The organism is Pseudomonas chlororaphis subsp. chlororaphis (assembly GCF_003945765.1).
Taxonomy (GTDB): domain Bacteria; phylum Pseudomonadota; class Gammaproteobacteria; order Pseudomonadales; family Pseudomonadaceae; genus Aquipseudomonas; species Aquipseudomonas chlororaphis.
In genome coordinates, this window is the sequence record NZ_CP027712.1 from 6,499,327 (window position 1) to 6,522,417 (window position 23,091).

At 62.9% G+C, this 23,091-nt stretch carries 24 protein-coding genes and 1 other RNA gene; 14 read left to right on the forward strand and 11 right to left on the reverse strand.

Annotated features, from left to right (window positions below; all coding sequences use genetic code 11):
• Positions 1-89 precede the first annotated feature (89 nt).
• From ubiH to C4K27_RS29645, 3 genes are read right to left on the reverse strand one after another with little or no spacing between them, the layout of a single operon-like run.
• Positions 90-1,277, reverse strand: coding sequence for a 2-octaprenyl-6-methoxyphenyl hydroxylase (gene ubiH, locus C4K27_RS29635; protein ID WP_053263052.1), 1,188 nt, complete (start codon positions 1,275-1,277; stop codon positions 90-92).
• The gene (pepP, locus tag C4K27_RS29640) at positions 1,274-2,608 is read right to left on the reverse strand and encodes a Xaa-Pro aminopeptidase (RefSeq protein WP_053263053.1); all 1,335 of its coding nucleotides are present in this window, start codon (positions 2,606-2,608) and stop codon (positions 1,274-1,276) included. The genes ubiH and pepP overlap by 4 nt, the downstream gene beginning before the upstream one ends.
• A 27-nt stretch (positions 2,609-2,635) precedes the next feature.
• A complete protein-coding gene (locus C4K27_RS29645; RefSeq protein WP_007926743.1) occupies positions 2,636-3,193 on the reverse strand; it encodes a YecA/YgfB family protein in 558 nt (185 codons plus the stop codon).
• A gap of 140 nt (positions 3,194-3,333) precedes the next feature.
• On the opposite strand from C4K27_RS29645, the gene C4K27_RS29650 reads away from it, so the two are divergent.
• The 4 genes from C4K27_RS29650 to C4K27_RS29665 all read left to right on the forward strand — a co-directional run bounded on the left by C4K27_RS29650 (position 3,334) and on the right by C4K27_RS29665 (position 4,821).
• Positions 3,334-3,543 carry a TIGR02449 family protein gene (locus tag C4K27_RS29650; RefSeq protein ID WP_007911197.1) on the forward strand — a complete coding sequence of 70 codons (210 nt, stop codon included), beginning with the start codon at positions 3,334-3,336 and terminating at the stop codon, positions 3,541-3,543.
• A complete protein-coding gene (locus C4K27_RS29655) occupies positions 3,540-3,863 on the forward strand; it encodes a cell division protein ZapA (protein ID WP_007926742.1) in 324 nt (107 codons plus the stop codon). Before C4K27_RS29650 ends, C4K27_RS29655 begins: the two co-directional genes overlap by 4 nt.
• A gap of 24 nt (positions 3,864-3,887) precedes the next feature.
• A non-coding RNA gene (ssrS, locus tag C4K27_RS29660) (6S RNA) lies at positions 3,888-4,066 on the forward strand.
• A 149-nt stretch (positions 4,067-4,215) separates the two neighbouring features.
• The gene (locus C4K27_RS29665; RefSeq protein ID WP_053263054.1) at positions 4,216-4,821 is read left to right on the forward strand and encodes a 5-formyltetrahydrofolate cyclo-ligase; all 606 of its coding nucleotides are present in this window, start codon (positions 4,216-4,218) and stop codon (positions 4,819-4,821) included.
• A 34-nt stretch (positions 4,822-4,855) separates the two neighbouring features.
• Here the strand turns inward: C4K27_RS29665 and C4K27_RS31330 are convergent, their stop codons facing one another.
• Positions 4,856-5,002 (reverse strand): hypothetical protein, encoded by a 147-nt coding sequence (locus tag C4K27_RS31330; RefSeq protein ID WP_164523773.1) that lies wholly within the window; start codon positions 5,000-5,002, stop codon positions 4,856-4,858.
• Positions 5,003-5,197: 195 nt separating this feature from the next.
• Here C4K27_RS31330 and C4K27_RS29670 point away from each other — a divergent pair, with 195 nt between their 5' ends.
• The 4 genes from C4K27_RS29670 (at position 5,198) to C4K27_RS29685 (ending at position 10,580) form a co-directional block, all read left to right on the forward strand.
• On the forward strand, positions 5,198-5,647 hold the full coding sequence (locus tag C4K27_RS29670; protein ID WP_053263055.1) for an EVE domain-containing protein: 450 nt from the start codon (positions 5,198-5,200) through the stop codon (positions 5,645-5,647).
• Between the two features lie 135 nt (positions 5,648-5,782).
• Positions 5,783-6,748, forward strand: coding sequence for an HlyD family secretion protein (locus C4K27_RS29675; protein WP_053263056.1), 966 nt, complete (start codon positions 5,783-5,785; stop codon positions 6,746-6,748).
• Positions 6,745-9,465, forward strand: a complete 2,721-nt coding sequence (gene rbbA, locus C4K27_RS29680; protein WP_053263057.1) for a ribosome-associated ATPase/putative transporter RbbA — start codon at positions 6,745-6,747, stop codon at positions 9,463-9,465. Before C4K27_RS29675 ends, rbbA begins: the two co-directional genes overlap by 4 nt.
• Positions 9,465-10,580 (forward strand): ABC transporter permease, encoded by a 1,116-nt coding sequence (locus tag C4K27_RS29685; RefSeq protein WP_053263058.1) that lies wholly within the window; start codon positions 9,465-9,467, stop codon positions 10,578-10,580. Before rbbA ends, C4K27_RS29685 begins: the two co-directional genes overlap by 1 nt.
• 116 nt (positions 10,581-10,696) lie before the next feature.
• Here C4K27_RS29685 and C4K27_RS29690 read toward each other — a convergent pair whose 3' ends face one another.
• Positions 10,697-11,104, reverse strand: a complete 408-nt coding sequence (locus C4K27_RS29690) for a flagellar basal body-associated protein FliL (protein WP_007926735.1) — start codon at positions 11,102-11,104, stop codon at positions 10,697-10,699.
• 158 nt (positions 11,105-11,262) lie between these two features.
• Between C4K27_RS29690 and C4K27_RS29695 the strand changes: the two genes are divergently transcribed.
• Positions 11,263-12,240 (forward strand): NADPH:quinone oxidoreductase family protein, encoded by a 978-nt coding sequence (locus tag C4K27_RS29695; protein WP_007926734.1) that lies wholly within the window; start codon positions 11,263-11,265, stop codon positions 12,238-12,240.
• 262 nt (positions 12,241-12,502) lie between these two features.
• Complete coding sequence (gene glpT / locus C4K27_RS29700) at positions 12,503-13,852, forward strand: glycerol-3-phosphate transporter (protein WP_007926732.1); 1,350 nt, start codon at positions 12,503-12,505, stop codon at positions 13,850-13,852.
• Here glpT and C4K27_RS29705 read toward each other — a convergent pair.
• The 6 genes from C4K27_RS29705 to C4K27_RS29730 all read right to left on the reverse strand — a co-directional run bounded on the left by C4K27_RS29705 (position 13,849) and on the right by C4K27_RS29730 (position 19,945).
• Complete coding sequence (locus C4K27_RS29705) at positions 13,849-14,496, reverse strand: gamma-glutamylcyclotransferase (RefSeq protein ID WP_007926730.1); 648 nt, start codon at positions 14,494-14,496, stop codon at positions 13,849-13,851. The genes glpT and C4K27_RS29705 overlap by 4 nt on opposite strands.
• 212 nt (positions 14,497-14,708) lie before the next feature.
• Complete coding sequence (locus tag C4K27_RS29710; protein WP_053263059.1) at positions 14,709-15,677, reverse strand: CDP-6-deoxy-delta-3,4-glucoseen reductase; 969 nt, start codon at positions 15,675-15,677, stop codon at positions 14,709-14,711.
• A complete protein-coding gene (gene ubiD, locus C4K27_RS29715; protein WP_053263060.1) occupies positions 15,677-17,143 on the reverse strand; it encodes a 4-hydroxy-3-polyprenylbenzoate decarboxylase in 1,467 nt (488 codons plus the stop codon). The genes C4K27_RS29710 and ubiD overlap by 1 nt, the downstream gene beginning before the upstream one ends.
• A 140-nt stretch (positions 17,144-17,283) precedes the next feature.
• A complete protein-coding gene (gene rho, locus C4K27_RS29720) occupies positions 17,284-18,543 on the reverse strand; it encodes a transcription termination factor Rho (RefSeq protein ID WP_007926725.1) in 1,260 nt (419 codons plus the stop codon).
• 247 nt (positions 18,544-18,790) lie between these two features.
• On the reverse strand, positions 18,791-19,120 hold the full coding sequence (gene trxA, locus C4K27_RS29725; protein WP_003206727.1) for a thioredoxin TrxA: 330 nt from the start codon (positions 19,118-19,120) through the stop codon (positions 18,791-18,793).
• A 126-nt stretch (positions 19,121-19,246) separates the two neighbouring features.
• A complete protein-coding gene (locus C4K27_RS29730; protein ID WP_016703203.1) occupies positions 19,247-19,945 on the reverse strand; it encodes a FadR/GntR family transcriptional regulator in 699 nt (232 codons plus the stop codon).
• 254 nt (positions 19,946-20,199) lie between these two features.
• On the opposite strand from C4K27_RS29730, the gene C4K27_RS29735 reads away from it, so the two are divergent.
• From C4K27_RS29735 to C4K27_RS29750, 4 genes are read left to right on the forward strand one after another with little or no spacing between them, the layout of a single operon-like run.
• Positions 20,200-20,985 carry a transporter substrate-binding domain-containing protein gene (locus C4K27_RS29735; protein WP_025807077.1) on the forward strand — a complete coding sequence of 262 codons (786 nt, stop codon included), beginning with the start codon at positions 20,200-20,202 and terminating at the stop codon, positions 20,983-20,985.
• A 21-nt stretch (positions 20,986-21,006) separates the two neighbouring features.
• Positions 21,007-21,675, forward strand: a complete 669-nt coding sequence (locus C4K27_RS29740; protein ID WP_053263061.1) for an amino acid ABC transporter permease — start codon at positions 21,007-21,009, stop codon at positions 21,673-21,675.
• Positions 21,672-22,322, forward strand: a complete 651-nt coding sequence (locus C4K27_RS29745) for an amino acid ABC transporter permease (RefSeq protein ID WP_007926721.1) — start codon at positions 21,672-21,674, stop codon at positions 22,320-22,322. The genes C4K27_RS29740 and C4K27_RS29745 overlap by 4 nt, the downstream gene beginning before the upstream one ends.
• A complete protein-coding gene (locus C4K27_RS29750; RefSeq protein ID WP_007926719.1) occupies positions 22,309-23,043 on the forward strand; it encodes an amino acid ABC transporter ATP-binding protein in 735 nt (244 codons plus the stop codon). Before C4K27_RS29745 ends, C4K27_RS29750 begins: the two co-directional genes overlap by 14 nt.
• The last annotated feature ends 48 nt before the right edge of the window (positions 23,044-23,091 follow it).

Consider the following 23,091-nt stretch of genomic DNA (forward strand, 5'->3'; position numbering starts at 1 on the left):
TGAGCCGCACGTAAAGGGTTTTGTCGAACCGCGCTACCTGGCTGCCGACACTGTGCTGGATTTCCATGCCCGGTCGCGGGCTCAGCCACTCACGCATCGGGACGGGTACCCAGGCCCATGGCTTGCCGCGCGAACCAGCGTTTGGCCGGTGGCAGCAGGTCCAGGCCCAGCAGCCCGATATTGCGCCCCAGGGACACCAGCGGCAGCTTGCTGCCAAACAGCCGGGTGACCTGGTCGGAGAAGCCCACGGTCAGGTCCTGGTCCAGGCGCTGCCGCTCGCGGTAGGCCTGCAAGATACTGAAATCGCCCGGCGGCGTCGGGCTGACCAGCAAGGCATCGGCCAGCGCCTGGGCGTCGCGCAACGACAGGTTGAAACCCTGCCCGGCAATCGGGTGCAGGCTATGGGCGGCGTTGCCCAGCACCACCAGGTGAGGACGCACCTGCTCCTCGGCCTCCACCAGCGCCAGCGGGTAAAGATGCCGCGCGCCGACCTGTTTCAGGGTGCCCAGGCGATAACCGAATACCCCCTGCAACTCGCCGAGGAAGCTGCGTTCGTCCAGCGCGGCCAGGCGCTGCGCGTCCATGCCCAGGCGGGTCCAGACCAACGCGCAGCGGTTCTCCGGCAGCGGCAGCAGGGCCATTGGGCCGTCGTCGGTGAAGCGCTCGAAGGCCATGCCGTTATGGGCTTCGCTCGGGGTGATATTGGCGATCAGCGCGCTCTGGTTGTAGGGGCGCTTTTTCACCCCGATTCCCAGTTGCTCGCGCAGCCCCGAGCGACCGCCGTCGGCCAGTACCGCCAGTTCGCAATCCAGGCTGGTTTCATCGTTGAGGGTCAGGCGGTAGCCGTCTTCCAGCGGCTCCATGCGCATGACCTCGGCCGGGCAGCGCCAGCTCACCACGTCCTTGTCCAGCCCCTGCCACAGGCATTGGCCGAGCCAGGCGTTTTCCACCACATAACCCAGGGCGGGAACGCCCTCCTCCATGGCCGACAGCCGTGCGGTGGAAAACCGCCCACGGTCGGAGACATGGATCTGTTTGATCGGCTCGGCGCGGCGGGAGATTTCCTGCCACACACCCAGCCGTTGATAGATCTGCCGCGCGCCGAACGACAGCGCCGAAGAGCGCGCATCGTAGCTGGGCTGATAGGTATCGCCCGGAGCGAACGGCTCGATCAGCACGATCTTCCAGCCGCGCTCCTTGGCGCCGGCCTGCAAGGCCAGGGCCAGGCTGGCACCGACCAGGCCACCGCCGATGATCGCCAGATTGACCCGGTTCATGCTGCGCAGCTCCGGGCGGCGGCCATCAGGGCCTCGATCTCGGCCACGGTCTTGGGCACGCCACCGGTGAGAATTTCACAGCCTTGCTTGGTTACCACCACGTCATCCTCGATGCGCACGCCAATGCCGCGCCATTTCTTCGCCACGTTCTGATTGTCCGGCGCGATGTAGATGCCCGGCTCGACCGTCAGGGCCATGCCGACTTCCAGCACCCGCCATTCACCGCCGACCTTGTACTCGCCGACGTCATGTACATCCATGCCCAGCCAGTGGCCGGCGCGGTGCATGTAAAACGCCTTGTAGGCTTCGCTGGCGATCAACTCGTCCACCTCGCCTTCGAGCAGCCCCAGTCTGACCAACCCGGAGGTGATCACCCTGACGGTCGCTTCATGGGCCTGGTTCCAGTGCTTGTTCGGCGCGATCTCGGCAAAGGCGGCTTCCTGGGAGGCCAGCACCAGCTCGTAGATCGCCTTCTGCTCGGCGGAAAACCTGCCGTTCACCGGCCAGGTGCGGGTGATATCGCTGGCATAACAATCGATCTCGCAACCGGCGTCGATCAGCACCAGGTCGCCGTCCTTGAGCAACGCGTCGTTCTGCTGGTAATGCAGGATGCAGCTGTTGCGCCCGGCGGCGACGATCGAGCCGTAGGCCGGCATCTTCGCCCCGCCCCGGCGGAACTCGTAGTCCAGCTCGGCTTCCAGGCTGAACTCGTACAGACCGGCGCGGCTGGCCTGCATGGCTCGAATATGGGCCTGGGCGGAAATCCGCGCGGCCTCGCGCATCACCTTCACTTCCGCCGCCGATTTATACAGACGCATGTCGTGCAGCAGATGATCCAGGGCAACGAATTCGTTCGGCGGCTGAGCGCCCAGGTGCGCCTTGGAGCGGATCACGTTGATCCATTCCATCAGGTGGCGATCGAACTCGGGGTTGCTGCCCATGGCCGAATACACCCGGTCGCGGCCTTCGATAAGACCCGGCAGGATGTCGTCGATATCGGTAATGGGGAAGGCATCGTCGGCGCCGTAATCGCGGATCGCGCCCTCCTGGCCAGCCCGCAGACCGTCCCAGAGTTCGCGCTCGGCATTACGCTCACGGCAGAACAGGATGTACTCGCCATGCTCGCGACCGGGCATCAGCACGATCACCGCCTGGGGTTCCGGGAAACCGCTTAGGTACTGGAAATCGCTGTCCTGGCGGTAGACATGCTCGACGTCGCGGTTGCGGATCGCCACCGCGGCAGCCGGCAGGATCGCGATGCTGTTGGGTTCCATCTGCGCCATGAGCGCCTTGCGGCGGCGGGTGTATTCCGATTTCGGGATATGGATCATGGGCAGACGGATTTCCCTATCGAGCGATCAGTGCAGAGAAGGCTTGGCGGCCGGTTCAACCGTCTTGTTGGTCTCGGTGAACAGCAGCAGCGGGGCGACCCGCAGGTATTCCATCACTTCCATGTAGTCGCTTTCGCCGTCGTCGGACTCTTCCAGCGCGTCCTGTACCTGGGCGATCGCCGCCAGGTCCTGCAGCACTTCCGTGGCCTCGGTGCTCAGGGCACTGCTGTCGCGGGAGTTCAGGCCGAAGCCGGTGAGGAAACCCTGGCACCACTGCCCCAGGGCCGCGGCGCGCTCGGCCAGTGGGGCGTCGTCGGTGGGCAGCAGCAGGACGACAGTCATGTCATCGCTGGTCAGCTCGCCCTTGACCATTTCCTGCAGGCCGATCAAGGCGTTGCGAACATTGTCCTGCGGCTCGCCTTCGAGCAGCTCGGCGGCGTCGATCAGCCAGCCGTCGACTTCGAAGCCGGCGCCGGCGCAGCTGCGCCCCAGCAACAGGCCATGCAATTCGGCGGGCGAGACAGGGTGACCGCTGCTGCTGAGCAGGGTGGCGAAGGCGTTGTACGGGGAATTCTGAATGGGCATGGGCAGCTAGGCGCCAAGCGGCGCAATGTCTAGAATGGAGGCCTTGTATCCTAGCATCGGCAGACGCGCCAAGACCATCGAGGCCGTCAACTCGTTTGCCCAGGCAGTTGCCACTCATCAGACAAATCCAGTGGGATCCAATGGAAGACACCGATCTGCAAGCGCTGATGGCTAGACTCGAACTGCTAATTGGCCGGGTCGAGCAACTAAAGAGTCAAAACGCACTCTTATTAGCTCAGGAAAAGACTTGGCGCGAGGAACGCGCGCACCTCATTGAAAAAAACGAAATCGCCCGGCGTAAGGTCGAATCGATGATTTCGCGCCTCAAGGCCCTGGAGCAAGACTCATGAGTTCAAGCAATAGCGTTACCGTGCAGATCCTCGACAAAGAGTATTCGATCATCTGCCCCCAGGAAGAGCGTAGCAATCTGGTGAGCGCCGCCCGGTACCTGGATGGCAAGATGCGCGAGATCCGCAGCAGCGGCAAAGTCATTGGCGCCGATCGTATCGCGGTGATGGCCGCCCTCAATATCACCCACGATCTGCTGCACAAGCAGGACCGCCCTGACGTGCAAGCCAGCGGTTCGACCCGCGAACAGGTGCGCGACCTGCTCGAACGCGTGGATCTGGTGCTCGCCACCGACACCGATACAACCAAGGCTGATTCCTGAGGGTGGTTGCGGTATAATCCCCACCACTCCCTGGGGTGCTTGCCAGTTGGCGATGTCCCTGAGCCGATTCGCACTACCCTGGAAGTTGCACGTTGGGCCGGTGTGCATGTCCGCTAGACGGAAAGCCTTAACGCCTACTGCATCTTCCGCCTTGAACTTTCGGGTTCAAGGGCTAAGTCGACAGCGGTTCATCCGGGGAGCCTGAATTCCATGCCAATGCCAGCTATGCAAATAGCTGGCATTGTTTTTTGGGGCTCCGCTTTTTCGGTTCCGTTTTTTTCGGCTCCGTTTTTTTCGATCAAGGGTTATTTGGTACGCTGTCCTGCCGTACCCGACCCGGACCCGAGCGACCATGACCGAACCGGCGCCGCTTTCCCGCCCGCAACTTCGACGCATACTGCGCAAAGCCCGCCGCGCCCTCACCGCCAGCGAACAACGCCAGGCCTCTCGTGGGCTGTATCGACAACTGGCGCAGCATCCGTTGTTCCGCCGCGCCAAACACATCTCCCTTTACCTGCCCATGGACGGTGAAATCGACCCGCGCCCGCTGCTGCTGGCTGCGCAACGCCGGGGCAAGGCGACTTATCTGCCGGTGCTCAGCGCCTGGCCACGGACCAAGATGGTGTTTCAGCGGGTTCGCCCCGGCGAAAAGCTGCGCCCCAATCGCTTCCGCATTCCCGAGCCACGGGTGAGCCTGGCCCGGCAACGCAAGGTCTGGGCCCTGGATCTGGTGCTGTTGCCGCTGGTCGGCTTCGATGAGGCGGGCGGACGCCTGGGAATGGGCGGTGGTTTCTATGATCGCAGCCTGGCCTATCTGGCGCGGCGCAAAAGCTGGCGCAAGCCGACGCTACTGGGGCTGGCCCACGAATGTCAGAAAGTCGCGCAACTGGATCAGGCGAGCTGGGATGTACCGCTGCAAGGAACGGTGACTGACAAGAAATGGTATTTCGCGAAATAGGCGCCACCAGGAGAGAGCGGCGCCTTGGAAGGAATCAACGCTTGTAAGGCTGCTGCTGTTGCGCGAGCTCGACCGATGCGTCGGTCTTGTTGGCCCACAGGCTCTGCGCATAACCGGTTGTCACTACGCCCAAACCGAACAAAATAACCAAAATCCATAGTAAATCCGGTTTGCGTTGCATCGATTGCCCCCCTCAGGCAAATCCCACACGATGACAGCGACGGTTTCCATAACAGGCCGTGCAGCAGCGTCAAGCTTAAAATCCCGGCATTCTGCGATAACGTGAACCGACACGCAAATGCTGGCGTCAACCGACTGTCGGTTTGTCATAAAATTGCCCGACAGCTTGCCCACGTCCCTCTGGAGAGCACAGAAAATGGCCTATTGGCTGATGAAATCCGAACCGGAAGAACTCTCGATCGAGGGCCTGGCGCTCAAGAAACAGGCGCGCTGGGACGGCGTACGCAACTACCAGGCACGAAACTTCCTGCGCAACATGGCGGTGGGTGACCAATTCTTCTTTTATCACTCCAGCTGTCCCGAACCGGGCATCGCCGGGATCGGCCAAATCATCGAGGCCGCCTACCCCGACCCGACCGCCCTGGAACCGGAAAACCCGCATTTCGATCCCAAGGCCAGCGCCGAGAAAAACGCCTGGAGCGCCGTCGACGTCGCCCATGTCGAAACCTTCCCCAAGGTGCTGCGCCTGGATTATCTGAAGCAGCAAACCGCCCTCGCCGAACTGCCCCTGGTGCAGAAAGGCAGCCGGCTGTCCGTGATGCCAGTGACCGCCGAACAGTGGGCGGCGGTACTCGCGCTGCGCTGAACAGGCCGCAAGCGATACTCAGGCAGGTATCTCGCGCACAACGTACTAGGCTTGCCCGTTCATTTGACGGACATCAAGTCGCCCAACGGCTTGAGCCGCCAGACTAGGACGCTATAGCCGCAGGGATGCCCCCCAATGCCGACGAATCACCGCTCCTCCCGCCTTTTTGCCTTCGCCTTGCTGGCATTGCTGCTGATCGCGGGCGGCTTTGGTTACTGGAAGTCCACCCTGGACCGCCTGCCCGAAGGCCTGAGCATGGGCAACGGCCGGCTTGAAGCCACAGAGGTGCAGATCGCCAGCAAGACGCCCGGACGCCTGGCTGAAGTGCTCGTCGACGAAGGCGACAGAGTGTCCAAGGACCAGCTGCTGGCCCGCATGGATACCCGCACCCTGGAGGCCCAGCGCGCCCAGGCCGAGGCCGACGTGGTGCGCACCCGGGAAAACCTCGCGGCGGCCGAAGCCAATGTGCAGCTGCGCCAGAGCGAACTGCTGCTGGCCAACCAGGAACTCAAGCGTTCCCGGGAACTGTTCAACCGTGGTTACGCCAGCCAGCAGATCATCGACCAGCAGCAGGCGCGCCTGAACACCGGCAACGCCGCCGTCCAGGCAGCCCAGGCCCAGGTCGCCGCAGTGCGCGCCGCCATTGGCTCGGCCAAGGCCATGGTCGCCCAGCTGACCAGCGAGATCGACGACAGCAGCCTGCGCGCGCCCATCGACGGCATCATCCAGTTGCGCCTGGCCGAACCGGGCGAGGTGCTGGGCGCCGGCGGTCGGGTGTTGCTGCTGATCGACCCGAGCGACCAGTACATGAACCTCTACCTGTCCGCCTCGGTGACCGGCCGCCTGGCTGTCGGCAGCGAGGCGCGGATCCTGCTCGACGCCCTGCCCGATCAGCCGCTGCCGGCGAAGATCAGCTTTGTCGCGGCCAAGTCCCAATTCACCCCCAAGGAAGTGGAAACCCGCGATGAGCGCCAAAAACTGGTGTTCCGCGTCAAGCTGCGGCTGACCCAACCCAGCGCCGTACCGCAGGCCAAGCCGGGCATGCCCGGCGCCGGTTACGTGCGCACCGCGACCGTGGCCTGGCCGGCCAACCTGCAATGAACGAACTGGCGCTGCAGGCCACGGGCATCAACCACCGTTATGGCTCGCAACAGGCCCTGGTCGACCTTGCCTTCAGCCTGCCCGGCGGCACCCGCTGCGGATTGATCGGCCCGGATGGCGCCGGCAAGTCGAGCCTGCTGGGCTTGATCGCCGGGGTGAAGAAGTTGCAGCAGGGTCAACTGCAGGTGCTCGGCGGCTCCATCGAACAACGCCGCCATCGCAACAGCCTGTACGCGCGGATCGCCTTCATGCCTCAGGGCCTGGGTGGCAACCTGTATCCCGAGCTGTCGATCGAGGAAAACATTCGCTTCTTCGCCACCCTGTTCGGCCTGTCGAAAACCGAATGTGAACAGCGCATGCGCAACCTGTTGCTGGCCACCGACCTGCTGCGTTTCGCCGAACGGCCCGCGGGCAAGCTGTCCGGCGGGATGAAGCAGAAGCTCGGGCTGTGCTGCGCATTGATCCATGAGCCAGACCTGCTGATCCTCGACGAACCCACCACGGGCGTCGATCCGCTGTCCCGCCGGCGCTTCTGGGAACTGGTGGACGAGGTTCGCCGCCAGCGCCCGCAACTGACGCTGCTGGTGGCCACCGCCTATATGGAGGAAGCCGAGCAGTTCGAGCACTGCCTGATGCTCGACCGCGGCCGGCTGATTGCCCAGGGCTTGAGCCGGGAACTGGCCATCGCTACGCCCAGCGGCAAGCTCGACGATGCCTTCACCCACTTTCAAGGCGACAGCGGGCACGACAACCAGCCGCTGGTGATCCCGCCAAGAACCACGGACAACCAACAAATTGCTATCGAAGCCCATGAGCTGACCCTGCGTTTCGGCGACTTCACGGCCGTGAACAAGGTCAGCTTCGCCATTGGCCGGGGCGAGATTTTCGGCTTTCTCGGCTCCAACGGCTGCGGCAAGACCACCACCATGAAGGTCCTGACCGGGTTGATGCCGGCCACCGAAGGCAGCGCCAGGCTGCTGGGCAATCCGGTGGACGCCAGGGACCTGGCCACCCGCAAGCGCGTGGGTTTCATGTCCCAGAGCTTTTCGCTGTACGGCGAACTCAGCGTGCGCCAGAACCTGGTGCTGCACGCCCGGCTGTTCGACCTGCCCAAGGCCGAGAGCGGCCCGCGGATCGAAGAGCTGATCCGCCGCTTCACTCTCCAGGAGATCGCCGATCAACCCTCCGGCTCCCTGCCCCTGGGCTTGCGCCAACGCCTGTCCCTGGCGGTGGCGGTGCTGCACCGCCCGGAAGTGTTGATTCTCGACGAGCCGACCTCGGGCGTGGACCCGGCGGCCCGCGACGACTTCTGGCGGCTGTTGATCGAGCTGTCGCGGGAACAGGAGGTAACGATCTTCCTGTCCACCCACTTCATGAACGAAGCCCAGCGCTGCGACCGCATCTCGCTGATGCACGCCGGCAAGGTACTGGCCTGCGATACACCGACCGCCCTGCAGCAACAGTTCGCCGGGGAAACCCTGGAAGCCGCTTTTGTCCGCTGCCTGGAAGACGCCCAGGGCGCGCCGGAACCTGCTCCCCCGGCGACCGCCCAACCCGAAGTCAGCAGCGCCATTCACAGCGACAGTCGGCGCTTGCGCCTGTCGCGCCTGATCGCCGTCGCCACCCGCGAAGGCAAGGAGCTGTTGCGCGACCGGGTGCGCCTGGGGTTCGCCTTGCTCGGGGCGCTGTTCATGATGGTGATCTTTGGCTACGGCATTTCCCTGGACGTGGAAAACCTCGCCTTCGCCGTCTACGACCAGGACCAGACCCCGCAAAGCCGCGCTTACCTGGAAGCCTTCCGCAGCTCCCGCTACTTCAAGGAGCAGCAGCCGATCCGCGATGCCGCCGAACTGCATCGGCGCCTGCAACGCTCGGAGATCAAGCTGGCCCTGGAGATTCCCCCCGGTTTCGGTCGCGACCTGTACGCCGGGCGCCAGCCCGCGGTGGCCGCCTGGCTCGACGGCGGCATGCCGTTTCGCGCCGAGACCAGCCGCAACTATGTCGAGGCGGTGCATCAGGCCAATATCGAATTGCTCGCCGAACACAGCAGCCCGGCCCTGGGGCGAGCACCCGCGGCCCGCCTGGAAACCCGCTTTCGCTACAACCAGGACGTGGTCAGCGTGAATGCCATCGGCCCTGGCGTGATGGCGCTGATCCTGGCGTTCATCCCGGCGATGCTCACGGCGCTGGGCATCGTGCGCGAGAAGGAGCTGGGCTCGATCACCAATTTCTACGCCACGCCACTCAAGCGCCTGGAGTTTCTCCTGGGTAAGCAGGCGCCCTACCTGGGCCTGAGCCTGATCAACCTGGCGCTGCTGGTGGCCATGAACCGCTGGCTGTTCGGCGTACCCTTCAAGGGCAGCGGCCTGACCCTGGCCTTCGGCGGCCTGCTGTATGTGCTCGCCACCACCAGCCTGGGCCTGCTGATTTCCGCATTCACCCGTACCCAGATCGCGGCGATCCTCGGCACCATGATCATCACCAGCCTGCCGACCATCCAGTTCTCCGGGCTGATCGTGCCGCGCTCGTCGCTGGACGGCGCCGCGGCGCTGATGGGGCAGCTGTTCCCCGCCGGTTACTTCCTCGACATTGCCGTCGGCACCTTCACCAAGGCCCTGGACCTGCGCCAGCTGTGGCCGCAGTGTCTGGCGCTGTTCGGGTTCTTCCTCGGGTTCACCGGGCTGAGCCTGGCGATGCTGAAAAAACAGGAGGCCTGATGCACCGGTTCAACCACATCCTGCGCCTGGGCCTCAAGGAGCTCACCAGCCTGCGACACGACAGCGTGTTGCTGCTGTTTCTACTGTACGCCTTCACCGTGGCCATCTACATGCCGGCGGCCGGTTCGGTGATCGGCGTGCACAACGCCAGCGTGGCGCTGGTGGACGAAGACCACAGCCAGCTCTCGCGCCAGCTGGCCGAGGCCCTGCAACCACCGGAATTCCAGAGCCCGGTGCAGTTGCCCTACGACCAGTTGGACCAGGTCCTGGACAGCGGCCAGTTCACCTTCGTCATCAATGTGCCGGCCAACTTCCAGAGCGATCTACTGGCCGGGCGCCAACCCAGCGTGCAAGTGAATGTCGACGCCACGGCCATGAGCCAGGCCTTCATGGGCGCCGGTTATATCGGGCGGATTTTCCAGCGCGAACTGCTCAACTACAGCCAGGCCGACCCGGCGAGCCGGATGCCCGCACTGTTGACCAGTCGCGCGCTGTTCAACACCAATCTGCAGGGCGGCTGGTTTCTCGCGGTGATTCAGATCGTCAACAACATCACCATCCTGGCCATTGTCCTGACCGGCACGGCGCTGCTGCGCGAGCGCGAGCACGGCACCCTCGACCATCTGCTGGTGCTGCCGCTGACCGCCCTGGAAATCATGCTGGCGAAGATCTGGAGCAACATGCTGGTGGTGGTGCTCTGCACCTGGGTGTCGCTGGAGGTGATCGTCAAGGGTGTGCTGGGCGTGCCGCTTGCCGGCTCGCTGGCGCTGTTCCTCGCGGTGACCGGGCTTTACCTGTTCGCCAGCACCGCGCTGGGGATCTTTCTCGCCACGCTGGCGCGCTCGACCCCGCAATTCGGCTTGCTGGCGATTCCGGTGATCATCCCGATGTTGCTGCTGTCGGGCGGCAGCACCCCGCTGGACAGCATGCCCCAGTGGCTGCAATGGGTGATGCAGGGCTCGCCGTCGACCCACTTCGTCAGCCTCAGCGCCGCGATCCTGTTTCGCGACGCCGGCATTGAAGTGGTCTGGCCAGACCTGCTAGCCCTGGCGGTGATCGGCCTGCTGTTCTTCGGCATCGCCTTGGCGCGGTTCCGCAAGAGCCTGGCGTCCTGAGGTGATCTCGATGACTTGTAGGAGCGAAGCTTGCTCGCGATCAGCCGCCAGGCTGGAACTGGGCGGGGCTCGCCCTATTGCTATCGCAGGCAAGCCTCGCTCCTACAGATCCAGCATTACTGGATGATCAGGTTATTGAACAGCAGGTCTTCCACCACCGGCTTGCCGGTTTCGTCGTTCATCACCTGCTGGGTCTGCTTCAGGGCTTCCTGACGCAGTTTTTCCTTGGCTTCGACGTTGTTCATGGTTTCCGTGGTCTGCTGGGCGAACAGCGCCACCAGCTGGTTGCGGATCAACGGCTCGTTGGCCTTCACCGCCTGGGCGGCGGCATCGCCGGTCACCCGCAGGGCGACGTCGGCCTTGTACACCTTGAGCTTCGGGCCACCATCCAGACCGTAGTTGCCCACGAACGGCGGGTTCAGGCTGATGTAACTGACTTTCGGTGCTTCGCCCTCTTTGGCTTCCTCGGCCATGGCTGCCATCGGCAGAGACAGGGCCAGCATCAACATGATCCACGCTTTCACAATTCGCTCCTTATCCGGTAGGCGGTCTAGCATAAAGGCCCCTGCGCCTGTGCCCAAGCACAAAGCTTATGGCTGGCTATCAGGCCGGGGCATGCTCGTTGACCGCGTTATTCACCCACCTACACTTATCGGCCATCACTCCCAAAGGAATAGCCCTGATGAAAGCCGTGCTGTGCAAAGCCTTCGGCCCCGCCGAAACGCTGGTGCTGGAAGACGTCGCGAGTCCTGTGCCGAAGAAGAACGAAATCCTGCTGCAAGTGCACGCGGCCGGGGTGAACTTCCCGGACACGCTGATCATCGAGGGCAAATACCAGTTCAAGCCGCCCTTCCCGTTCTCGCCCGGTGGCGAGGCCGCGGGGGTGGTCGGCGCCGTCGGCGAGAAGGTCGGCCACCTCAAGGTCGGCGACCGGGTCATGGCGCTGACCGGCTGGGGCAGCTTTGCCGAGGAAGTAGCGGTACCGGGCTACAACGTGCTGCCGATTCCAGCGTCGATGGACTTCAACACCGCCGCCGCCTTCAGCATGACCTACGGCACCTCGATGCATGCCCTCAAGCAACGCGGCAACCTGCAGCCGGGTGAAACCCTGCTGGTGCTCGGCGCTTCCGGCGGTGTCGGCCTGGCGGCGGTGGAAATCGGCAAGGCCATGGGCGCCCGGGTCATCGCCGCCGCCAGCAGCGCCGAGAAACTCGCGGTGGCCAAGGCCGCCGGCGCCGACGAATTGATCAACTACAGCGAAACCAGCCTGAAGGACGAGATCAAGCGCCTGACCGACGGCCAGGGCGCCGATGTGATCTACGACCCGGTCGGCGGCGACCTGTTCGACCAGGCCATCCGCGCCATCGCCTGGAACGGCCGGCTGCTGGTGGTGGGTTTCGCCAGCGGGCGCATTCCCGAGCTGCCGGTCAACCTGGCGCTGCTCAAGGGCGCCGCGGTGATCGGCGTGTTCTGGGGTTCGTTCGCCCAGCGCCAGCCCCAGGACAACGCGGCGAACTTCCAGCAGCTGTTCGGCTGGTTCGCCGAAGGCAAGTTGAAACCGCTGGTCTCGCAGGTCTACCCGCTGAGCAACGCCGCCAGCGCCATCAATGATCTTGGCCAGCGCAAGGCGGTGGGCAAGGTGGTGGTCCAGGTTCGCTGAATCCCTTCTGCTTTATAGAAGCTTGCTCGCGATAACGGGCTGACCGTCAGCCGCAACGGCGACTCGCGAGCAAGCGCTCTTCTCCCCAACCGCAGCCGCCGGCACCAGAAACGCCCCCTACTTGTCTTTAAGCGACATGTTCGTAAAAGAACATGCAAATGCTCCAGCGTTGCGTGCTCCCAGATAAGATGCAGTGCTATTTTCGGTAACGAAACTGTAACATTCGCATCCGCAGTCAAAACAAGAAATTTGGAGCTCTTGAATGTTTGCTTTCTTTCGACCTGCCGCACATCAGGCGCCCCTGCCTGACGAAAAAATAGACAGTACCTACCGCCGCCTGCGCTGGCAGATCTTCGCCGGGATCTTCATCGGCTACGCCGGCTACTACCTGCTGCGCAAGAACTTCTCCCTGGCCATGCCGTACCTGATCGAAGAGGGTTACACCCGCGGTCAGCTGGGCCTGGCCATGTCGGCGATCGCCATCGCCTACGGCCTGTCCAAGTTCCTCATGGGCCTGGTGTCCGACCGCTCCAACCCGCGCTACTTCCTGCCCTTCGGACTGCTGGTGTCGGCCGGGGTGATGTTCATTTTCGGTTTCGCACCCTGGGCCACGTCCAGCGTGACCATGATGTTCATCCTGCTGTTCATCAACGGCTGGGCCCAGGGCATGGGCTGGCCGCCAAGCGGACGGACCATGGTGCACTGGTGGTCGCAGAAGGAACGCGGCGGCGTGGTTTCGGTATGGAACGTGGCGCACAACGTCGGCGGCGGCCTGATCGGCCCGCTGTTCCTGCTCGGCATGGGCTGGTTCAACGACTGGCACGCGGCGTTCTACGTCCCGGCCGCCGTGGCACTGATGGTGGCGCTGTTCGCCTTCGTCACCATGCGCGACACCCCGCAATCGGTTGGCCTGCCGCCGATCGAGAAGTACAAGAACGACTACCCGGAAGGCTACGACGCCAGCCACGAAGAAGAATTCAGCGCCAAGGAAATCTTCGTCAAATACGTGCTGCGCAACAAAATGCTCTGGTACATCGCCATGGCCAACGTCTTCGTCTACCTGCTGCGCTATGGCGTACTGGACTGGGCGCCGACCTACCTCAAGGAAGCCAAGCACTTCACCGTGGATAAAACCTCGTGGGCGTACTTCTTCTACGAATGGGCGGGGATCCCGGGCACGCTGCTGTGCGGCTGGATGTCAGACAAGATCTTCCGCGGCAACCGTGGCCTGACCGGCATGGTGTTCATGGCCCTGGTGACCGTGGCGACCCTGGTGTACTGGCTGAACCCGGCCGGCAACCCGACCATCGACATGATCGCGCTGTTCTCCATCGGTTTCCTGATCTATGGCCCGGTGATGCTGATCGGCCTGCAGGCCCTGGAACTGGCGCCGAAGAAAGCCGCCGGCACCGCCGCGGGCTTCACCGGTCTGTTCGGCTATTTGGGTGGTTCGGTCGCGGCCAGCGCGGCGATGGGCTACACCGTGGACCATTTCGGCTGGGACGGCGGTTTTGTCCTGCTGGTAGGCGCCTGCCTGCTGTCGATGGCCTTCCTGGCTCCGACCTTGTGGCATAAACAGGTCGCCAGCCAGAGTCGCGAAGCCATTGCTTAGTGGGTGGCTGACTTACAGCGCTTGAGCCGCGCCTCCAGATTACGGTCTGGCATGGCGTGGCTACGCAGGGCGTGCACGGTCTGCTCGACATAATCGCGAGTGGTGCCGTAGCGCCCGCAGGCGTTTTCAAATACCTGGCTCAGCACATGGTCCGGCAGGTTGCCGGCATAGCTGGGCAGGTGTCGCTCCAGAACGAACCCCAGGGCCTGAACCCGGCTACCGTCTTCGAGGCGGCAGTTGAGCCAGTGCGGGCGATAGGACGGGTATGGCATCTCGCGCTGCCACAGCGCATACAGCGAGGTTTCCAGCTGCTCTTGCGGCAGACGGTAGGCGAAGCCGCTGCAGGAACCGCCACGATCCAGGCCAAAGACCAGCCCCGGCTTCTCCGGCGTGCCACGGTGTTCGTGGGACCACAGGTACAGACCGCGATGGTAGCCATGCACCCGCCCGCGCATGCGCTCGACCGCCGAACATTCAGGGCGCCAGATCAGCGAACCGTAGGCAAACAGCCAGACCGGCCCGCCCTTGTGGCGCGCCATGGTGGACTGCATCGAGCTGAGAAGCTGTTCGTGGGTGAGCTGCGGCCCCAGGTCGAGCCGCGGAGGGTAAGCCAGATTCAAAAAACTGGATTCTATGGCTGTCATGGCGAATAGCGTTCGGCTCCCCGCGTATAAAGAATTACTTAATAGAACGCACGGCTGTAACTCCAAGACACATATGTTTCAAGGCAAGTTAAGTGCCATCGAAGAGTTTTAACTTTCAATAATGCGTGACATATAACCTACCGGCATTTATCTAATTAAATAAATACCGATGGGCTATATAGGAAGTTATAACGAGGGACAGCCCCGAGAACTCAGGACCGAGGAGCGTAGGCAAATACATCCGCGCGCATCTGATGCGCATCCATGCCCGCTTCGACCAGCGCGTCGAGGGTCGCGTAAATCATCGCTGGCGAGCCGCTGGCATAGACATGCACCGCCGACAGGTCGGCAATGTCCTCGCTCACCGCCTCGTGCAGCATGCCGCAGCGCCCTTCCCAGCCACAGAGGTCGCTGACCACCTTGTGCAGGAACAGGTTGGGCAGCTTCTTCCATTCGTCCCAGTGTTCGATCTGGTAGAAGTCGTCCGGTCGGCGCACACCCCAGTACAGGTGCACCGGGTATTTGAAGCCCTTGGCCCGGCAATGCTCGATCAGGCTGTGCATCTGCGCCATGCCGGTACCGGCGGCGATCAGCACCAGCGGCCCGTCCGGCAGCTCGGCCAGGTGGGTATCGCCAAACGGCAGCTCGACGCGCACGTTGCCATTGCGCTGCAACTGTTCGATCAGGCTTTGTGCACTGCTTTCGCGCACCAGTACGTGCAGCTCCAGCTCACGCCCGGCATGCGGCGCCGAGGCCAGGGAGAATGCCGACTTCTCGCCATTCTCCCGCTCGAGCATCAGGTACTGGCCAGCGTGATAACGCGGTGGCTTGCCTGCGGGCGCCCGCAGGCAGACCCGCCAGACATCGCCGCCGACTTCCAGACACTCGGTGACCTGACACGACAGACTGCGCACCGGCAGTTCTCCCAGCGCAAGGACGCCATCCCACAGCACGATGCAGTCTTCCAGCGGCTCTGCAATGCAAGTGTAGAACTCGCCATGATCGCGCACATCGCCGGCCTGCAGGACACGGCCCTCCACCAGCAGGGCGCAGCACACATGACAGTTGCCATTGCGGCAGCTTTGCGGGCATTCATAGCCCAGGCGCCGCGCCGCATCGAGAATCCGCTCGCCGGGCAGCGTCTCAAGCACCGCTCCGGAGGGCTGCAAGGTTACACGCATCAATCTATTCCTAACTGATTCCAGATGGCATCGATCCGGCGGGTCACTGCCTCATCCTTGACGATCACCCGGCCCCACTCGCGGGTGGTTTCACCGGGCCATTTATGCGTGGCATCGAGCCCCATCTTCGAGCCCAGGCCGGAGACCGGCGAGGCGAAGTCGAGGTAGTCGATCGGCGTGTTATCGATCATCACCGTATCGCGCTTGGGGTCCATGCGCGTGGTAATGGCCCAGATCACGTCGTTCCAGTCGCGCGCGTTGATATCGTCGTCAGTGACGATAACGAACTTGGTGTACATGAACTGTCGCAAAAACGACCAGACACCGAGCATTACCCGCTTGGCGTGGCCGGGGTACTGCTTCTTCATGGTCACCACCGCCATGCGGTACGAGCAGCCTTCGGGCGGCAGGTAGAAGTCGGTGATTTCCGGGAACTGTTTTTGCAGGATAGGCACGAACACTTCGTTCAGCGCCACGCCGAGAATCGCCGGCTCATCCGGCGGACGGCCGGTGTAGGTGCTGTGGTAGATCGGCTTGATCCGGTGGGTGATGCGCTCGACGGTGAACACCGGGAAGCTGTCGACTTCGTTGTAGTAGCCAGTGTGGTCGCCATACGGGCCTTCATCGGCCATCTCGCCCGGATGGATCACCCCTTCCAGGATGATTTCCGCGGTGGCCGGCACTTGCAGGTCGTTGCCGCGGCATTTCACCAGCTCGGTGCGGTTGCCCCGCAACAGGCCGGCGAAGGCGTATTCGGAGAGGCTGTCCGGCACCGGCGTCACGGCGCCGAGGATGGTCGCCGGATCGGCGCCCAGGGCCACGGACACCGGGAACGGCTGGCCCGGGTGTTTCTCGCACCATTCGCGGTAATCCAGCGCGCCGCCACGGTGGCTCAACCAGCGCATGATCACCTTGTTGCGGCCGATCACCTGCTGGCGATAGATACCGAGGTTCTGCCGGTCCTTGTTCGGCCCCTTGGTGACGGTCAGGCCCCAGGTGATCAGCGGGCCGACATCGCCCGGCCAGCAGGTCTGCACCGGCAGCATCGCCAGGTCGACGTCATCGCCTTCGATGACCACTTCCTGGCAGATGGCATCCTTGACGACTTTTGGCGCCATGGAAATGATCTTGCGAAAGATCGGCAGCTTGGACCAGGCATCCTTGAGCCCCTTGGGCGGCTCGGGCTCCTTGAGGAACGCCAGCAGCTTGCCGATTTCCCGCAGTTCGCTGACCGCCTCGGCACCCATGCCCAGCGCCACGCGCTCCGGGGTGCCGAACAGGTTGCCCAGCACCGGAATGTCGTAGCCGGTGGGGTTTTCAAACAACAGGGCCGGACCTTTGGCACGCAAGGTGCGATCGCAGACCTCGGTCATTTCCAGCACTGGGGACACCGGAACCTGGATGCGCTTGAGTTCGCCGCGCTGTTCCAGACCGCTGATAAAGTCGCGCAAGTCGCGATACTGCATGCGTGAGCCTCGTTTTGGCCGTGGCGTTCGGGGCTGGCAGTTTAGCGCCGAACCCGACTGTTCAGAACAGTGAACTGCCGTTCATCAATAATCAGATAGCAAAAAGCCGGGTTTCCCCGGCTTTTGCGGTCCCGCTCGACTTACTTGCGTTTCATCGACAGGAAGAACTCATCGTTGGTCTTGGTCTGTTTCAGCTTGTCGACCAGGAACTCGATGGCGGCGACTTCATCCATCGGATGCAGCAGCTTGCGCAGGATCCACATGCGCTGCAGCTCGTCGTCGGCGGTCAGCAACTCTTCGCGGCGGGTGCCGGAACGGTTGATGTTGATGGCCGGGAATACGCGCTTCTCGGCGATCTTGCGGTCCAGGGGCAGCTCCATGTTGCCGGTACCCTTGAACTCTTCGTAGATCACTTCGTCCATCTTCGAGCCGGTTTCAACCAGCGCGGTGGCGATGATGGTCAGCGAGCCGCCTTCTTCGATGTTCCGCGCAGCACCGAAGAAACGCTTCGGTTTTTCCAGGGCGTGGGCATCGACACCACCGGTCAGCACCTTGCCGGAGCTCGGGATCACGGTGTTGTAGGCACGGGCCAGACGGGTGATGGAGTCGAGCAGGATCACCACGTCCTTCTTGTGTTCGACCAGGCGCTTGGCCTTCTCGATCACCATCTCGGCAACCTGCACGTGGCGGGTTGGCGGTTCGTCGAAGGTGGAGGCGACCACTTCGCCGCGCACGGTGCGCTGCATCTCGGTCACTTCTTCCGGACGTTCGTCGATCAGCAGCACGATCAGATGAACTTCAGGGTTGTTACGGGTGATGTTCGACGCGATGTTCTGCAGCATGATGGTCTTGCCCGCTTTCGGCGGAGCAACGATCAGACCGCGCTGGCCTTTACCGATCGGGGCGCACAGGTCGATGACACGACCGGTCAGGTCTTCGGTGGAGCCGTTGCCAGCTTCCATCTTCATGCGCACGGTCGGGAACAGCGGCGTCAGGTTTTCGAACAGGATCTTGTTCTTCGCGTTCTCGGGACGATCGTAGTTGATCGTGTCGACCTTCAGCAGTGCGAAGTAACGCTCGCCTTCCTTTGGAGGGCGGATCTTGCCAACGATGGTGTCACCGGTGCGCAAGTTGAAACGACGGATCTGGCTCGGGGAGACGTAGATATCGTCTGGGCCGGCCAGATAGGAGGCGTCGGAGGAGCGAAGAAAGCCGAAGCCGTCCTGGAGGATCTCCAGCACGCCATCACCGGAGATTTCCTCGCCGCTTTTAGCGTGCTTTTTCAGCAGGGAGAAAATCACGTCCTGCTTGCGCGAACGGGCCATATTTTCTATGCCCATCTGTTCGGCCAATTCGAGCAGTTCGGTAATCGGCTTTTGCTTGAGTTCAGTCAGATTCATATAGGAATGACGTAATCATTTATGGAGGGGGGAAATTAAGCTTTTGGCTTAATGATGCCGCGCCGCGGAGAAGGCGACAGGATCGCGTACTTATTCGAAAAGGAGAGCGTCGGCGACGGCTTGCAGGGGGCAGAGGAGAAACCAGTGCGGGGCCGAATGTAACACCTGAGTTTCTGAGCGTCTAGCCCTGAATAATGAAAAAGCCCCGCTATTTACGGGGCTTTTTTGATGCGATTTACAACGACGCTTAGATGTTGGCGTCGAGGAAAGCAGCCAGTTGCGACTTGGACAGTGCGCCGACCTTGGTGGCTTCGACGTTGCCGTTCTTGAACAGCATCAGCGTCGGGATACCACGCACGCCATGCTTGGCCGGGGTTTCCTGGTTTTCGTCGATGTTCAGCTTGGCAACGGTCAGCTTGCCTTTGTAGGTTTCAGCGATTTCGTCCAGGACCGGAGCGATCATTTTGCATGGGCCGCACCACTCAGCCCAGTAGTCGACCAGTACAGCGCCTTCGGCCTTGAGTACGTCAGCCTCGAAGCTAGCGTCGCTAACGTGTTTGATAAGATCGCTGCTCATGGAAGTCTCCAGGTTGTAAGCAAAAAAACGTGGCCCATCATAGCCGCCCTTCCCGCGTTCAGGAAGCCGGAGTTGATTGACTCTCGCTATGGTGCCCGATGAATTTGGGTATAGCTCAACTGGAAACTATGCGGGGGTGACGAAGGCGATTCCGGTGCGCAGGGCCGCGCCGCGCACATGCTCCTGCATGGCCTTCTGCGCCGCCCCAGAGGCATGCCGGGCCAGCCCGCGGAGGATCTTGCGGTGCTCCTGCCAGGTTTCCATGGCCCGCTCGGGCCGGATGAACGGTAGTTTCTGGCTCTCCAGGAAGATCTCGGCGCTGGTGCTGAGAATGCTCACCATTGCCTGATTGCCGCTGGCTTGCAGGATCTTCTGGTGAAACTCGAAATCCAGCCGCGCCGCCGCTTCGAAATCCGCCGCCCGCAGCTCGTTGCGCATGGCCTCGACATTATCCTGCAGCGCATCCAGCTCATCTGCGGTCAGGGTCACGGCCGCCAGCCCCGCGGCGAAGCCTTCCAGGGCGTAGCGCAATTGGAAGATATCCGTCGGCGACGCCTGGGCCGCGAACGGCCAGCTCAGCCCCGCGCCATTGACCGGCGATTCCGCGGCCTGCACGAACACGCCTTTGCCGGGCTGCACGCTGATCACCCCCAAGGCGCTCAAGGACGACAGCGCCTCGCGCAATGAAGCCCGACTGACCCCCAGTTGCACGGCCAGATCGCGCTGCGACGGCAGTGCATCGCCCGGGCCGAAGCCGCGCTCGTTGATCAATTGGCGGATGGCTTGCAGCGCCACCTCGGGTACGGCGCGGGAGATCGAGTTCATAGAATGCAGGCTGGCCGGTCCAGGAAAAGGCTAGTTGTAAAGCTATTCGCCGAGCCCGGCAAGTCGTGCCCCAAGGGGGTTCGGGCGCCTCTCCGGACGCTCGATAAGGGGGCAGAAACGCCATCAACTGTTCAGACCAGTAAGACCGAAGGACGCCAGCAAAACCCGGCGCTCCAGGGCTTTTTCCGGCGTTTGGCACGGGCTGTGCTGTGTCGCTGCGCAGAAATCACTTCCCGTGAATCCGGAGATTTGCCATGACCAAGCGTTTCAGCGCCCTGCTCTCTGCCCTGTTTGCCAGTCTGATGCTGAGTCAGACGCCCGCCCACGCCAGCGGCCTGGACGATGTCGTCGCCCGTGGCACCCTCAAGGTGGCCGTGCCCCAGGATTTCCCACCCTTCGGCTCGGTCGGTCCGGACATGAAACCCCGCGGCCTGGATATCGACACCGCGAAACTGCTGGCCGACCAGCTCAAGGTCAAGCTCGAACTGACCCCGGTCAACAGCACCAACCGCATTCCGTTCCTGACCACCGGCAAGGTCGACCTGGTGATCTCCAGCCTCGGCAAAAACCCGGAGCGCGAGAAGGTCATCGACTTCTCCCAGGCCTACGCGCCCTTCTACCTGGCAGTATTCGGCCCACCCGAAGCACCAGTCGCCACCCTCGACGATCTCAAGGGCAAGACCATCAGCGTCACCCGTGGCGCCATCGAAGACATCGAATTGACCGCCGTGGCCCCGCAAGGCGTGACCATCAAGCGCTTCGAGGACAACAACTCGACCATCGCCGCCTACCTGGCCGGCCAGGTCGACCTGATCGCCAGCGGCAACGTGGTGATGGTCGCCATCAGCGAGCGCAACCCGAAACGCATCCCGGCGATGAAGGTCAAGCTCAAGGATTCCCCGGTCTATGTCGGTGTGAACAAGAACCAGCCGGAGCTGCTGGACAAGGTCAACCAGATCCTCACCACCGCCAAGGCCGACGGCAGCCTGGAAAAGAACGCCCAGCTGTGGCTCAAGCAGCCATTGCCGGCTGGCCTCTGATCGCGGTCGCGGAGGTTATCCATGGCTTATCAGTTCGACTTTCTACCGGTGCTGGAAAACACCAGCCTGCTGCTGCGCGGCGCCCTGTTCACCCTTGAGCTGACCGCCATCGGCGCATTGCTCGGGGTCGGCCTGGGCATAGTCGGCGCGGTGGTGCGGGCCTGGAAGATCCAGCCCTTCTCTGCTCTCTTCGGCGTCTACGTCGAGCTGATCCGCAACACCCCGTTCCTGGTGCAGCTGTTCTTCATCTTCTTCGGCCTGCCGTCCCTGGGGCTGCAGATATCCGAGTGGCAGGCGGCGGTGCTGGCGATGGTGATCAACCTGGGCGCCTACTCCACTGAAATCATTCGCGCCGGCATCCAGGCCATCCCCCGCGGCCAACTGGAGGCCGCGGCGGCCCTGGCCATGACGCGCCTGGAAGCCTTCCGCCATGTGGTATTGCTGCCGGCGCTGGGCAAGGTGTGGCCGGCCCTGAGCAGCCAGATCATCATCGTCATGCTCGGTTCGGCGGTGTGTTCGCAGATCGCCACCGAGGAGCTGAGCTTCGCCGCCAACTTCATTCAGTCGCGCAACTTCCGCGCCTTTGAAACCTACGCCCTGACCACGCTGATCTACCTGTGCATGGCCCTGCTGATCCGGCAGCTGCTGAACTGGGTCGGGCGCCGCTATATCGCGAGGAGCAGCCAATGAGTGATTTCAGCTTCTGGGACATCGTGCGCAACCTGCTGACCGGCCTGCAATGGACCCTGCTGCTGTCGCTGGTGGCCTTTGTCGGCGGCGGGCTGATCGGTTTGCTGATCATGACCCTGCGCATTTCCAAGAAGGCTTTCCCCAGCGGTTTCGCCCGCCTGTACATCGAGCTGTTCCAGGGCACGCCGCTGTTGATGCAGCTGTTCCTGGTGTTCTTCGGCATCGCCCTGCTGGGGGTGGATATCTCGCCCTGGCTGGCGGCGGCCATCGCCCTGACGCTGTTCACCAGCGCCTACCTGGCGGAGATCTGGCGCGGCTGCGTCGACTCGATCCCCAACGGCCAGTGGGAAGCCTCCTCCAGCCTGGCGCTCAACCCTTATGAACAGCTGCGCCATGTGATCCTGCCGCAGGCGCTGCGGATTGCCGTGGCGCCTACCGTGGGCTTCTCGGTGCAGGTGGTCAAAGGCACCGCGGTGACCTCGATCATCGGCTTCACCGAGCTGACCAAGACCGGCGGCATGCTCGCCAACGCCACCTTCGAGCCCTTCATGGTCTACGGCCTGGTAGCGCTCGGTTACTTCCTGCTGTGCTACCCCCTGTCCCTCAGTGCGCGCTACCTGGAAAGGAGACTGCATGCCTCTGCTTAGAATTTCCGCCCTGCATAAATATTACGGCGACCATCATGTGCTCAAGGGCATCGACCTCAGTATCGAGGAAGGCCAGGTGGTGGCGATCATCGGCCGCAGCGGCTCGGGCAAGAGCACCTTGCTGCGCACCCTCAACGGCCTGGAATCGATCAACGACGGGGTCATCGAAGTCGACGGCGAATACCTCGACGCCGCCCGCGCCGACCTGCGTAGCCTGCGGCAGAAGGTCGGCATGGTGTTCCAGCAGTTCAACCTGTTCCCGCACCTGACCGTCGGCGAGAACGTCATGCTCGCCCCGCAGGTGGTACAGAAGGTGCCCAAGGCCAGGGCCGCCGAGCTGGCGCGGGAGATGCTGAAGCGGGTCGGCCTGGAGGAGAAGTTCGACGCCTTCCCCGACCGTTTGTCCGGCGGCCAACAACAGCGAGTGGCGATCGCCCGGGCGCTGGCCATGTCGCCCAAGGTGCTGCTGTGCGACGAGATCACCTCGGCCCTGGACCCGGAGCTGGTCAACGAAGTCCTGAGCGTGGTGCGCCAGCTGGCCAAGGACGGCATGACCCTGATCATGGTGACCCACGAGATGCGTTTCGCCCGGGAAGTGGGCGACAAGCTGGTGTTCATGCATCAGGGCAAGGTGCATGAAGTGGGCGACCCGAAAGTGCTGTTCGCCAACCCGCAGACGCCGGAACTGGCGAATTTCATCGGGACCAATGAAAGCGCTTGATGCTACCTGTAGCCACTGCCGCAGGCTGCGATGGTCCGGGCCACGCTG